The sequence below is a fragment of the Streptomyces albidicamelliae genome (genome assembly GCF_025642175.1).
Classification (GTDB): domain Bacteria; phylum Actinomycetota; class Actinomycetes; order Streptomycetales; family Streptomycetaceae; genus Streptomyces; species Streptomyces albidocamelliae.
In genome coordinates, this window is the sequence record NZ_CP106795.1 from 767,696 (window position 1) to 780,889 (window position 13,194).

Consider the following 13,194-nt stretch of genomic DNA (forward strand, 5'->3'; position numbering starts at 1 on the left):
GAACGCGTCCGGTCCCGCTGCGGGCTCCTGGGTGGTCACCTGGTCCGTACTCCTCGGCGTGCGAACGGGTGGGCGGGCCGTGCCGTCCTCATACCGGGAGCCAGCGTCGGACGCAGGCGATGAGGTCATGGGTGTCCACCGGTTTCGTCACGTAGTCGCTGGCGCCCGAGGCGAGACTCTTCTCCCGGTCGCCCTGCATGGCCTTGGCCGTCACGGCGATGACCGGCAGTTCCGCGTACTGCGGCATCTTCCGGATCTCCGCCGTGGCCGTGTACCCGTCCATCTCGGGCATCATCACGTCCATCAGAACGAGTTCGACGTCCGGATGGTTCATCAGCGTCTCGATGCCCTTACGGCCGTTCTCCGCGTGCAGCACCCGGAAGCCGTGCAGTTCGAGGATGCCGCTCAGCGCGAACAGGTTGCGGGCGTCGTCGTCGACGACGAGGACGGTACGGCCGCGGGTGTGCTCGTCGATCAGGTGCGGTGCCGTGATCTGCGGTTCGTCGTTGCGCACCAGGGTGAGGACCTCGCCGGGTTCCTCGGCCGAGAGGTGCAGCGCGATCCGCTCGCGCAGTTCGTCGAGGCTGTAGAGGTACTCCAGCGGGCCGTCCGACCCGTCGGCCGCCTGCTCGGTGCGGTGCGAGCTGTGCACCAGGACGGGGACGCTCGCCAGGGCGGAGTCCCCGCGCAGGGCTTCCAGGAAGTGGGCGGACTCGCCCTCCGGTGTGCCCAGTTCGACGACCACGCAGTGGCAGGGCTCGGCGGCGAGCGCGCCGGCCGCCTCCTGGGCGCCGACCGCGGTGATGATGTCGACCGGTGTGCCGCCGCCGTCGGTCCGGTTGTGCGCGAGGTCCCTGACCACGCTCTCGGCGACGAGGGTCAGCAGGCCGCGCGGGCGCTCCTCGACGACCAGCAGACGGCGCGAGCGCTGCCGCTTGGCGGTGACGAGCGGTGTTCCCGCGGTGAGTTCGTGCCCGCTCGTGCCGTCCACCGGCAGCAGTTCGGCCTGCTTGGGCGCGCCGCGGCCGATGCGCAGCACCTCCTCGAAGTCCGGCCGGGCCACGGGCAGGAAGAGGGTGAAGGTGCTGCCCTTGCCCGGGGTGCTGTCGACGCTGACGGCGCCACCGAGGAGGTGGGCGATCTCGCGGGTGATGGACAGGCCGAGGCCGGTGCCGCCGTACTTGCGGCTGGTGGTGCCGTCCGCCTGCTGGAACGCGCCGAAGATGGTCTCCAGTTGCTGTTCCGGGATGCCGATGCCGGTGTCCTTCACCCGGAAGGCGACGACGGCTCCGCCGCGGACCACGCCCGCGGGGACCTCGTCGTCGGAGGCGGGCTCGACGCGCAGTTCGACTCCGCCCTGCTCGGTGAACTTCACGGCGTTGGACAGCAGGTTGCGCAGGATCTGCCGGAGCCGGGAGTCGTCGGTGAGCAGGTCGGCCGGGGCGCCGGGGGCCGTGGTGATGGTGAAGTCGAGGCTCTTCTGCGAGGTCATCGGCTGGAAGGTGGCCTCGACGTACTCGATCAGCTGGCGCAGCGGGACCCGCTCCGGCGTCACGTCCATCTTGCCGGCCTCGACCTTGGACAGGTCCAGGATGTCGTTGATCAGCTGGAGCAGGTCCGAGCCGGCGGAGTGGATGATGCCCGCGTACTCGACCTGCTTCGGGGTGAGGTTGCGGGAGGGGTTCTGGGCGAGCAGCTGGGCGAGGATGAGGAGGCTGTTGAGCGGGGTGCGCAGCTCGTGGCTCATGTTGGCGAGGAACTCGGACTTGTACTTCGAGGCGAGCGACAGCTGCTGTGCGCGTGCCTCAAGTTCCTGCCGGGCCTGCTCGATCTGCAGGTTCTTCGCCTCGATGTCGCGGTTCTGCTCGGCCAGCAGCGAGGCCTTCTCCTCCAGTTCGGCGTTGGACTGCTGCAGTTCCTCCTGGCGGGCCTGCAACTCCGCGGAGCGGTACTGCAGTTCGCTGGTGAGCCGCTGCGACTCCTGGAGGAGTTCGTCGGTGCGGGCGTTGGCGACGATGGTGTTGACGTTGACGCCGATGGTGTCCACGAGCTGCTGCAGGAAGTCCCGCTGGATCTGCGTGAACCGGGTGACGGAGGCCAGCTCGATGACGCCGAGGACCTGTTCCTCGAAGACGATCGGGAGCAGCAGCAGCGCGGTCGGCTCGACCTGTCCGAGTCCGGAGGAGATGGTGACGTACCCGGGCGGCAGCTCGTCCACGGCGATGGTGCGGCGGCTGCGCGCGGCCTGGCCGACCAGCGAGCGGCCGAAGGACATGCGGACGGGGCGGGTGTCCTCCTCGGGCCGGCCGTAGGAGCCGACGAGTCCCAGCTCGGGTCCGGCCGCGCCTTCCTCGGCCAGGTAGAACGCGCCGTACTGGGCGGACACCTGGGGCACCAGCTCGTCCATGATGAGCTCGGCGACGACGGGCAGGTCGCGGTGGCCCTGCATGAGGCCGGAGATCCGGGCGAGGTTGGTCTTCAGCCAGTCCTGTTCCTGGTTGGCCTGAGTGGTCTCGCGCAGGGACTCCACCATGGAGTTGATGTTGTCCTTGAGGTCGGCGACCTCGCCGGAGGCGTCGACGGTGATGGACCGGGTCAGGTCACCCTCGGCGACGGCGCTGGCCACGTCGGCGATGGCACGGACCTGCCGGGTGAGGTTCCCGGCGAGCTCGTTCACGTTCTCGGTGAGGCGCTTCCAGGTGCCGGAGACGCCCTCGACCTCGGCCTGGCCGCCGAGCCGGCCCTCGGTGCCGACCTCGCGGGCCACCCGGGTGACCTCGTCGGCGAACGCGGAGAGCTGGTCGACCATCGTGTTGATGGTGGTCTTCAGCTCCAGGATCTCGCCGCGCGCGTCGACGTCGATCTTCTTGGACAGGTCGCCCTTGGCCACGGCGGTGGTGACCAGGGCGATGTTGCGGACCTGGCCGGTGAGGTTGTTGGCCATGGAGTTGACGTTGTCGGTCAGGTCCTTCCAGGTGCCGGCCACGTTGGGCACGTGCGCCTGACCGCCGAGCCGGCCCTCGGTGCCCACCTCGCGGGCCACCCGGGTCACCTCGTCCGCGAACGCGGAGAGGGTGTCGACCATCGTGTTGATGACGTCGGCGAGGGCCGCGACCTCGCCCTTCGCCTCGACGGTGATCTTCTGGGAGAGGTCGCCCTTGGCCACGGCGGTGGCGACCTGGGCGATGGAGCGGACCTGGCCGGTCAGGTTCGACGCCATCACGTTGACGTTGTCGGTGAGGTCCTTCCAGGTGCCGGCGACCCCGCGCACCTGGGCCTGGCCGCCGAGCCGGCCCTCGGTGCCCACCTCGCGGGCCACCCGGGTCACCTCGTCCGCGAAGCCCGAGAGCTGGTCGACCATCGTGTTGATGGTGCTCTTCAGCTCCAGGATCTCGCCGCGCGCGTCCACGGTGATCTTCTGCGACAGGTCGCCCTGCGCCACCGCGGTGGCGACCTGGGCGACGTTGCGCACCTGCGCCGTCAGGTTCCCGGCCATGAAGTTCACCGAGTCCGTCAGGTCGCGCCAGGTGCCCTTCACGCCCTTGACGTCCGCCTGACCCCCCAGGCGGCCCTCGGTGCCGACCTCGCGGGCCACCCGGGTGACCTCGTCGGCGAACGCGGAGAGCTGGTCGACCATCGTGTTGATGGTGCTCTTCAGCTCCAGGATCTCGCCGCGCGCGTCCACGGTGATCTTCTGCGACAGGTCGCCCTGCGCCACCGCGGTGGTCACCTGGGCGACGTTGCGCACCTGCGCCGTCAGGTTCCCGGCCATGAAGTTCACGGAATCCGTCAGGTCGCGCCAGACACCGGCGACCCCGGGCACCTGCGCCTGACCCCCCAGGCGGCCCTCGGTGCCGACCTCACGCGCCACCCGGGTCACCTCGTCCGCGAACGCGGAGAGCTGGTCGACCATCGTGTTGACGGTCTCCTTCAGCTGAAGGATCTCGCCGCGCGCGGGAACGTCGATCTTCTGCGACAGGTCGCCCTTGGCCACGGCGGTGGCGACCTGGGCGATGTCACGGACCTGCGTGGTGAGGTTGCCCGCCATCGCGTTGACGGAGTCGGTCAGGTCGGCCCAGGTGCCGGAGACGCCCGGCACCTGCGCCTGACCGCCGAGGGTCCCCTCGGTGCCCACTTCCCGGGCCACGCGGGTCACTTCGGAGGTGAACACCGACAGCTGGTCCACCATGCCGTTGAAGACGGTGGCGATGTCCCCCATCAGCCCGGTGGAGTCGTCCGGCAGTCGGGTGCCGAAGTCTCCGTCGCGCACCGCGGTCAGCCCCGCGAGCAGTCGTCTCAGTTCCTGGTCACCCGGGACCGCGTCGATCGTCCCGGTAGCCTTGCCGGCCATGCGCACCCTCGTTCCGCTCCCCAGGAGCCCTCGTGCCAAGGGCTCGGAACCATTGCCGGGCACGCGGTCTGACCCGGCTGGTGGTGTGTGCATTTCCGCAGTTCACGGATTTGCCTGATGAGAAAAATACGCCGCAGGTTAACCCACCTTCACGGCCCGGGACAAAGCATTCGGCCATACCGTTCACGATCATGAAACTCGGCGGTCGGAGCAGGCATGAGGGCCCACCGACCGGGTACTCGAAGGAATTTGCCCGGGACGACAGCGAGGGGCCACGGCGAGGCGCCTTCACCCCTGCGGCCGCGGGACGGGTCCGGTCCGCGCCGGCCGCGCGCACGGCCCCGGCACCGGTCCGGGCCCCGGGTAGCCGCACCGCGCCGGCCGCGAACGGCCCGGCGGCCGGCGCCCGCGGACCGCGTCCCCACCGGTCGTTTCGGGGGCGCGGCGGTGGGGCACCCGTGCCAGGCTCGACGAGCGGGCACGAGGAGCGAGGGACCCGGCACCGGGCGGAGGGCGAGCGCGCGCGGCGGCCGTGTCCGCCCGGAGGCGGTCGTCTCCCTTCGCGCCGGGAGGAGGCGCGGCATGAGCGGGATCACCAGGCACGGCACGAGCGGGGACGAGGTTCACCGCAATGCGCTGTACGGCCCGGAGCCGGACGTGGCCGGGGCGTCCGGCTATCCGGACGCCCCGGCGCGGATGGGGTTCTTCACCGACACCTCGGTGTGCATCGGCTGCAAGGCCTGCGAGGTGGCGTGCAAGGAGTGGAACGCCGTCCCGGAGGACGGGCTGGAACTGACCGGCATGTCGTACGACAACACGCAGGGGCTCGGCGCCGACACCTGGCGGCACGTCGCCTTCATCGAGCAGCGCAAGCCGTTCGGCGGGCAGGAGCCGGGGGTGGCGCACGACGACGTGGACGTGTTCGCGGCGGCCTCCCGACTCGGCAGCGACGCCGCGTCACCCGGCCCGGGCGCCACCGCTCCCCCGCCGGACGAGGCTCCGCCGGGCGCTCCCGCCGGCGAGATCTCCCCCGTCTCCCCCGACGGCCGCACCGAGCTGCGCTGGCTGATGGCCTCGGACGTGTGCAAGCACTGCACGCACGCCGCCTGCCTGGACGTCTGCCCCACGGGTTCCCTGTTCCGCACCGAGTTCGGCACGGTCGTCGTCCAGGAGGACATCTGCAACGGTTGCGGGTACTGCGTGCCCGCCTGTCCCTACGGCGTCATCGACCAGCGCAAGGACGACGGCCGGGTGTGGAAGTGCACCCTGTGCTACGACCGGCTCGGCGTCGGCATGGAACCCGCCTGTGCCAAGGCCTGCCCGACGGAGTCCATCCAGTTCGGCCCGCTCGACGAACTCCGGGAGCGCGCGCGGGCCCGGGTGGGGCAGCTGCACGCGGCCGGTGTCACCGACGCCCGCCTCTACGGCGAGAGTCCGGACGACGGGGTCGGCGGCGACGGAGCGTTCTTCCTGCTGCTGGACGAGCCCGAGGTGTACGGGCTGCCCCCGGACCCGGTGGTCACCACCCGGGACCTGCCCGACATGTGGCGGCACGCCGCGCTGGCCGCCGTCTCGCTGACCGCGCTCGCCGTGGGCAGTTTCCTGAGGAGGCCGCGATGAGCCCCGAACCCGCGAGCGGCGCCGAGGAGCCCGGGCAGGGCCGCGACGAGGCCACCATGGCCGGATCCGACGTCACCCGTGAGGGCGTGCGGGGCACACGACCCGGTCGCGAGGCGCTCACCGGCGCGCGGGCGGGCCGACGCAGGCGCCGGCGCGGCGGCGGGCGCGGCGAGCAGCCCATGGTCCCGGACGCCGCGTTCTCGTCGTACTACGGCAAGCCCGTGCTGAACAAGCCGACGTGGAAACCGCTGGACATCGCCGGCTACCTGTACCTCGGCGGGCTGGCGGGCGCCTCGTCACTGCTCGCGGCCGGGGGCCAGGTCACCAGGCGGCCGGGACTCGCCGCGCCCGCGAAACTGGGGGCGGCCGGGGCGATCTCCCTCTCGCTGGCGGCACTCGTGCACGACCTGGGCCGGCCGGCCCGCTTCCTGAACATGCTGCGGGTCTTCAAGCCCACGTCCCCCATGAGCGTCGGCTCCTGGGTGCTGAGCGGGTACGCGCCGCTGGCCCTGACCGCCGCGGCCACGGAGGTGGCGGGCCGCTACCGCCTGCTGGGCTCGGCCGCCACGGCGGCGGCCGCCGTCCTCGGTCCGGCCGTGGCCACGTACACCGCGGTGCTGCTCTCCGACACAGCGGTGCCCTCCTGGCACGAGGGGTACCGCGAACTGCCGTACGTCTTCGCGGGCTCCGCCGCCTCCGCCGCGGCCGGACTGGCCCTCGTGACGGCTCCGGCCGCCGAGGCGGGCCCCGCGCGCCGCATGGCCGTCCTGGGCGCGGCCCTGGAGCTGGGCGCCTTCCGGACGATGAAGCGGCGCATGGGCCTGCTCGCCGAACCCTTCGACCAGGGCCGGCCGCGCACGCTGCTGCGCGCGTCCGAGGCCCTGACGGCCGGCGGCGCGGCGCTGGCGCTGCTGTCCGGCACCCTGCGCGACCGGCGCCTCGCCGTGGCCGCGGGTGCCGCCCTGCTCACCGGCTCGGCGGCGCTGCGCTTCGGCGTCTTCCACGCGGGCGTGGCCTCGGCCGAGGACCCGAAGTACACGGTCGTACCGCAGCGGGAGCGGATGGAGGCGCACGGCCGCTGACCCTTGAGGGGCGGTCGGCCGACCCTTCAGTGGCGGCCCGCCGACCGTTAGGGGGCGCCCTCGCCCGGCCCTTGAGTGGCGGCCCGCCGACCCTTCAGCGGCGGCCCGCCCACCCTTCAGTGGCGCTCCGCCGACCCTTCAGCGGCGCTCCGCGACCGTTCGGGGGCGCCCTCGCCCGGCCCTTGAGCCACGGTCAGCCAACCCGTCAGTGGCGGCCCGCCGACCCCTCAGGGGCGGTCAGCCAACCCTTCGATGGCGACTCACTGACCGTTCGGGGGCGCCTCCGCCCGGCCCTTGCCCACGGTCCGCCGACCCTTCAGTGGCGGCCCGCCGACCCTTCAGGCGCGCTCCGCCGACCCTTAGGCGGCGCTCCGCTGACCGTTCGGGGGCGCCCCCGCCCGGCCCTTGAGCCACGGTCCGCCGACCCTTCAGTGGCGGCCCGCCGACCCCTCAGGGGCGGTCAGCCAACCCTTCAGTGGCGACTCACTGACCGTTCGGGGGCGCCCCCGCCCGGCCCTTGCCCACGGTCCGCCGACCCTTCAGTGGCGGCCCGCCGACCCTTCAGGCGCGCTCCGCCGACCCTTAGGCGGCGCTCCGCTGACCGTTCGGGGGCGCCCCCGCCCGGCCCTTGAGTCACGGTCCGCCGACCGTTCAGGGGCGGGCCCCCAACCCTTCGGTGGCGGCCCGCCGACCCTTCAGTGGCGGTCCGCCGACCGTTCGGGGGCGCCCCAACCCGGCCCTTTAGTCACGGCCCGCCAACCCCTCAGGGGCGGGCCGCGTCCTCCCCGTCCTCGCCCGGGTCCAGGAGTCGCCGCTCCGCGTCGAGCCGGTGCGCGAGATCCGTCAGCCCGGTCGCCTCCAGGGCGGCGGGGAGCTGGCTCGCCGGGTAGGGCCGGCGGGTGCGCCGCAGCCAGACGGTGGCAAGACCCGCCCGGGCGGCGCCGTCGATGTCCCAGGGGTGCACCGACACCAGGGCGGCCTCGTCGGGCGGCACACCGACGGTGTCGAGCGCGTGGGCGTAGGCCTCCCGTGCGGGCTTCCAGCGGCCCACCGCCTCGACGTCGAGGTGCGCCTCGAAGCAGTCGGTGAGGCCGGCCCGGTCCAGGACCGCACGGGTGGTGCCGGCCGACCCGTTGGTCAGGGTCACCAGACGGTGTCCGGCGGTGCGCAGGGCGCGTACGCCGTCGGGCACGTCCGGGTGCAGGCGCAGCAGGGGAAGTCCGGCCAGCACGTGGTCGGCGGCCTCCTCAGGGTCGGCGCCCGTCCCCGAGCAGACCGCGAGCGTCCGCAGTCCGTCGCGGGCCACGGCGGCGAAGGTCGCCTCGCCGCCGGCCAGGGTCAGCGCCACCCCGTCGCGTAGCACCCCGGCGAACCAAGCCGGCAGCAGGTGGTCCGGCAGTCCGGCCTCCGCCAGGCGGGCGGCGAGCGGGGACAGGTCGGTGAGCGTCTCGTTGACGTCGAGAACGAGCACGTGGGGACGGCCGTCACCGGGCAACGGGATCACCTCCACTCGGGTCAGGTGTCCGCGGGCGCGCCCGCCGGTCCGACCGCCGGCACGCCGCAGCGGCGGAGTCCCCCCGGACGGGCCGCCTCACACCTGCCGCGCCGGTTTGGCCCCGCGGGAGGGGGGTACTCCGCGGCTCGGCGCGGCGAGTGACGCCGGGCCGGTGGGACCGCGGGACGACGTCGGGTACGGAGCGTGAGGAGCGGCTGTGGGCGTGCGCACCTGGATCGACTCCTGGCCGGTCTACCGCCAGCTGACGGGCACGGACCCGCTGGGCCGGGGGGCCGCCGCCAAGAGCGGGCGCAGCGAGCGGCTGGAGCCCCGGGTGGCGACCGCCGACCGGGTGGTGAAGTCCGTCTGCCCGTACTGCGCGGTGGGCTGCGGCCAGAACGTGTACGTGCAGGACGAGCGGGTCACCCAGATCGAGGGCGACCCGGACTCGCCGATCTCGCGCGGCCGGCTCTGCCCCAAGGGCTCCGCGAGCCTTCAGCTGACCACCGGGGACGCCCGCGAGCACCAGGTCCTCTACCGGCGTCCGCACGGCACCGAGTGGGAGCGGCTGGACCTCGACACCGCGATGGACATGATCGCCGACCGCGTGATCGACTCCCGCCGGGCGGGCTGGGAGTGGGAGGTCGACGGGACCCGCACCCGGCGCACGCTCGGCATCGCCAGTCTCGGCGGGGCCACGCTGGACAACGAAGAGAACTACCTGATCAAGAAGCTGTTCACCGCCCTGGGAGCGATCCAGATCGAGAACCAGGCGCGTGTTTGACACTCCTCCACCGTTCCCGGTCTGGGAACCTCGTACGGCCGCGGCGGCGCGACCACCTTCCAGCAGGACCTGCAGAACGCGGACTGCATCGTCATCGAGGGCTCGAACATGGCCGAGTGCCATCCGGTCGGGTTCCAGTGGGTGATGGAGGCCAAGGCGCGGGGCGCGAAGGTGATCCACGTCGATCCGCGGTTCACCCGCACCAGCGCGCTCGCCGACGTGCACGTGCCACTGCGGGCGGGCTCGGACATCGCCTTCCTCGGCGGGATCGTCAACCACGTGCTGCGGGAGGAGAAGTACTTCCGCGACTACGTCGTGGCGTACACCAACGCCCCGGTGATCCTGCGGGAGGACTTCCGCGACACCGAGGACCTGGCCGGTGTCTTCTCCGGTCTGGACACCGAGAGCCGCTCGTACGACAACAGCAGCTGGCAGTACGAGGGCACCGAGATGCAGGCGCCGTCCGGCGAGCGCGACCTGGAGTACGACAAGCGCACCGGGGACGGCAGTTCGGTGACCGAGGCGGCACGCGGCGAGGCGCACGGCTCCGGCGGCGCGGTGATCGGCGAGGGCGAGCCGGAGCGGGACGAGACGCTGACCCATCCGCGCTGCGTGCTGCAGGTGCTCAAGCGGCACTTCGCCCGGTACACGCCGGAGATGGTCGAGCAGATCTGCGGGGTGCCGCAGGACCTGTTCCGGCAGGTGTGCGAACTGGTCACGGACAACTCCGGGCGGGAGCGGACCACGGCCTTCGCGTACGCGGTCGGCTGGACCCAGCACACGGTGGGCGTGCAGTACATCCGCACGGCCACCATCCTGCAGACCCTGCTCGGCAACATCGGGCGTCCGGGCGGCGGCATCATGGCGCTGCGCGGACACGCCTCCATCCAGGGGTCGACCGACATCCCGACGCTGTTCAACCTGCTGCCGGGCTACATCCCGATGCCGCACGCCCACAAGCAGGAGGACCTGGACGCCTTCGTCGAGGCGGAGGCGGCGCACAAGGGCTACTGGGGCAACATGCGCGCGTACCTGGTGAGCCTGCTCAAGTCGTACTGGGGTGACGCGGCGACGGCGGAGAACGACTTCTGCTTCGACTACCTGCCCCGGCTGACCGGTTCGCACTCGACGTACGAGACGACGATGGCCCAGCTGGACGGCGTCTGCAAGGGCTACTTCCTGGTCGGCGAGAACCCCGCGGTGGGCAACGCCAACTCCAAGCTGATGCGGCTCGGCATGGCCAACCTGGACTGGCTGGTGGTCCGCGACTTCTCGCTGATCGAGTCGGCGACCTGGTGGAAGGACGGGCCGGAGATCGAGACCGGGGAGCTGCGCACGGAGGACATCGGCACCGAGGTGTTCTTCCTGCCGGTCGCCGCGCACACCGAGAAGGACGGCAGCTTCACCAACACCCAGCGGCTGCTCCAGTGGCATCACAAGGCGGTCGAGCCGCCGGGCGAGGCACGCAGCGACCTGTGGTTCTATTACCACCTGGGGCGGCGGCTGCGGGAGAAGCTGGCCGGGTCCACCGACGAGATGGACCGGCCGCTGCTCGACCTGACGTGGGACTACCCGACCAGGGGCCCGCTCGCGGAGCCCGACGCGGAGGCCGTGCTCGCGGAGATCAACGGGCACGACGCGCAGGGCCGGCCGCTCTCCTCGTACGAGCAGCTGAAGCCGGACGGCTCGACGGCCTGCGGCTGCTGGATCTACTGCGGTGTCCACGCCGACGGCGTCAACCAGGCGGCCCGCCGAAAGCCGGGTCGTGAGCAGGACTGGGTGGCGGCCGAGTGGGCGTGGGCCTGGCCGGCGAACCGGCGGATCCTGTACAACCGGGCCTCCGCCGACCCGGAGGGCCGGCCGTGGAGCGCGCGCAAGGCGCTGGTGTGGTGGGACGCCGACAAGGGTGAGTGGTCCGGGCACGACGTGCCCGACTTCAAGAAGGACAAGTCCCCGGACCACCGGCCGCCCGAGGGCGCCACCGGTCCGGACGCGCTGTCGGGCACGGACCCGTTCATCATGCAGGCCGACGGCAAGGCCTGGCTGTACGTGCCGTCCGGGCTCACCGACGGGCCCCTGCCGGCGCACTACGAGCCGCAGGACTCGCCGTTCCCGAACCTGCTGTACGACCAGCAGCGCAACCCGGTACGGCAGTTGCTGCCCGCGAAGCCGGACAACCGCTACCAGCCGAGCGGCGACGAGCCCGGCTCGCAGGTCTTCCCGTACGTGGCCACGACCTACCGGCTCACCGAGCACCACACGGCGGGCGGCATGTCCCGCTGGCAGCCGTATCTGGCGGAACTGCAACCGGAGTTCTTCTGCGAGGTGTCCCCGGAGCTGGCCGACGAGCGGGGCCTGGAACACACCGGGTGGGCGACGATCGTCAGCGCGCGGGGGGTGATCGAGGCGCGGGTGCTGGTCACCGACCGGATGGCGCCGCTGAGCGTGCACGGGCGCAGGCTGCACCAGGTGGGCCTGCCCTACCACTGGGGTCCGAACGGCTACAGCACCGGCGACGCGGCCAACGAGCTGCTGCACCTGTCCCTGGACCCGAACACCCACATCCAGGAGGCGAAGGCGTTCGCCGTGGACATCCGCCCGGGCCGCCGGCCGCGGGGTCCGGCCTCGCTGGAGCTGGTGCGGGAGTACCGGGCCCGGGCGGGCATCGACGAGCACACCGGGACCGAGGTGTGAGAGGGCGGGACGGGTCTCAGCGCAGCACGACGGAGTGGGTTCCGCGCGGCACCAGCTCCCCCACCACCGGCGCTCCGGGCACCTCGCCGGCGACGAGGAGGCCGCCGGAGGTCTGCGCGTCGGCCAGCAGCAGCCGGGTGCCCTCGTCGGCCGCGCCGAAGTCGGTGTGCGGCGCGACCCATTCGAGATTGCGCCGGGTGCCGCCGCTGACGTAGCCGTCGCGTACGGCCTCCCGGGCACCGTCGAGGTAGGGCACGGCCGCGGTGTCGATCACGGCGGTGACGCCGGAGGCCCGGGCCAGCTTGTGCAGATGGCCGAGGAGGCCGAACCCGGTGATGTCCGTGGCACAGTCGGCTCCGGCGGCCAGTGCCGCCTCGGAGGCCTCCCGGTTGAGGGCCACCATCGTGGCGACGGCGTGGTCGAAGCGTTCGCCGGTGGCCTTGTGGCGGTTGTTCAGCACGCCGAGGCCGAGCGGTTTGGTCAGGGACAGCGGCAGGCCGGGCCGGCCGGTGTCGTTGCGCAGCAGCCGGCGGGGGTCGGCGATGCCGGTGACGGCCATGCCGTACTTGGGTTCCGGGTCGTCGACGCTGTGCCCGCCGCCGACGTGGCAGCCCGCCTCGGTGGCGACGTCCAGTCCGCCGCGCAGCACCTCGCGGGCCAGGTCGAAGGGGAGCCGGTCGCGCGGCCAGGCCAGCAGGTTGACGGCGAGCACGGGCCGGCCGCCCATGGCGTACACGTCGGACAGGGCATTGGCGGCGGCGATGCGCCCCCAGTCGTAGGGGTCGTCGACGACCGGGGTGAAGAAGTCGGCCGTGCAGACGACGGCCGTGCCCCGGTGCTCGACCACGGCCGCGTCGTCGCCGGTGGCGAGCCCGACCAGCAGCGGGGTGTCGCCGGCTGTGGGCGACGGGGCCCCGAGTCCGGCGACCACGTCCTCCAGTTCACCGGGCGGGATCTTGCACGCGCAGCCGCCGCCGTGGGCGAACTGCGTGAGGCGTACGGTTGCTTGGCGGGTCGGTGTCATACCGGTCTCCTGGGGCAGTAGCCTGACGGGCGGTGGAGGCGTGTGGGTGCCTGGTGGCCCTCCCGGTCTTCAAAACCGAGGTGCCCGAGGATCTCGGGCAGGCGGGTTCGATTCCCGTCCGCCTCCGTCCCCCGCCCTCGGCCT

The 13,194-nt window shown here is 72.5% G+C and carries 6 protein-coding genes and 1 tRNA gene; 4 read left to right on the forward strand and 3 right to left on the reverse strand.

Annotation, left to right across the window (positions count from 1 at the left end):
• Positions 1-88: 88 nt before the first annotated feature.
• Positions 89-4,351: a HAMP domain-containing protein gene (locus N8I86_RS03780; protein ID WP_263277096.1), complete on the reverse strand. Its 4,263-nt coding sequence runs from the start codon at positions 4,349-4,351 to the stop codon at positions 89-91.
• Positions 4,352-4,933: 582 nt separating this feature from the next.
• On the opposite strand from N8I86_RS03780, the gene N8I86_RS03785 reads away from it, so the two are divergent.
• On the forward strand, positions 4,934-5,971 hold the full coding sequence (locus tag N8I86_RS03785) for a 4Fe-4S dicluster domain-containing protein (protein ID WP_263277097.1): 1,038 nt from the start codon (positions 4,934-4,936) through the stop codon (positions 5,969-5,971).
• 56 nt (positions 5,972-6,027) lie between these two features.
• A complete protein-coding gene (gene nrfD, locus N8I86_RS03790) occupies positions 6,028-7,053 on the forward strand; it encodes an NrfD/PsrC family molybdoenzyme membrane anchor subunit (protein WP_263280061.1) in 1,026 nt (341 codons plus the stop codon).
• Positions 7,054-7,816: 763 nt separating this feature from the next.
• Here the strand turns inward: nrfD and N8I86_RS03795 are convergent.
• Positions 7,817-8,524 carry a haloacid dehalogenase type II gene (locus N8I86_RS03795; protein WP_263277098.1) on the reverse strand — a complete coding sequence of 236 codons (708 nt, stop codon included), beginning with the start codon at positions 8,522-8,524 and terminating at the stop codon, positions 7,817-7,819.
• A 241-nt stretch (positions 8,525-8,765) separates the two neighbouring features.
• Between N8I86_RS03795 and fdh the strand changes: the two genes are divergently transcribed.
• Entirely contained in the window at positions 8,766-12,026 is a 3,261-nt protein-coding gene (gene fdh / locus N8I86_RS03800; protein ID WP_263277099.1) for a formate dehydrogenase, read from the forward strand.
• 16 nt (positions 12,027-12,042) lie between these two features.
• On the opposite strand, the gene selD is transcribed toward fdh, so the two are convergent.
• Positions 12,043-13,050, reverse strand: coding sequence for a selenide, water dikinase SelD (gene selD, locus N8I86_RS03805; RefSeq protein ID WP_263277100.1), 1,008 nt, complete (start codon positions 13,048-13,050; stop codon positions 12,043-12,045).
• Between the two features lie 34 nt (positions 13,051-13,084).
• Between selD and N8I86_RS03810 the strand changes: the two genes are divergently transcribed.
• Positions 13,085-13,177: transfer RNA gene (locus N8I86_RS03810), tRNA-Sec, on the forward strand.
• Positions 13,178-13,194 lie beyond the last annotated feature (17 nt).

Bases quoted from the DNA above. Each gene is read 5' to 3' on its own strand.
- N8I86_RS03780 (WP_263277096.1), bottom strand. From the start codon at position 4,351: ATGGCCGGCAAGGCTACCGGGACGATCGACGCGGTCCCGGGTGACCAG.
- N8I86_RS03785 (WP_263277097.1), top strand. From the start codon at position 4,934: ATGAGCGGGATCACCAGGCACGGCACGAGCGGGGACGAGGTTCACCGC.
- nrfD (WP_263280061.1), top strand. From the start codon at position 6,028: ATGGCCGGATCCGACGTCACCCGTGAGGGCGTGCGGGGCACACGACCC.
- selD (WP_263277100.1), bottom strand. From the start codon at position 13,050: ATGACACCGACCCGCCAAGCAACCGTACGCCTCACGCAGTTCGCCCAC.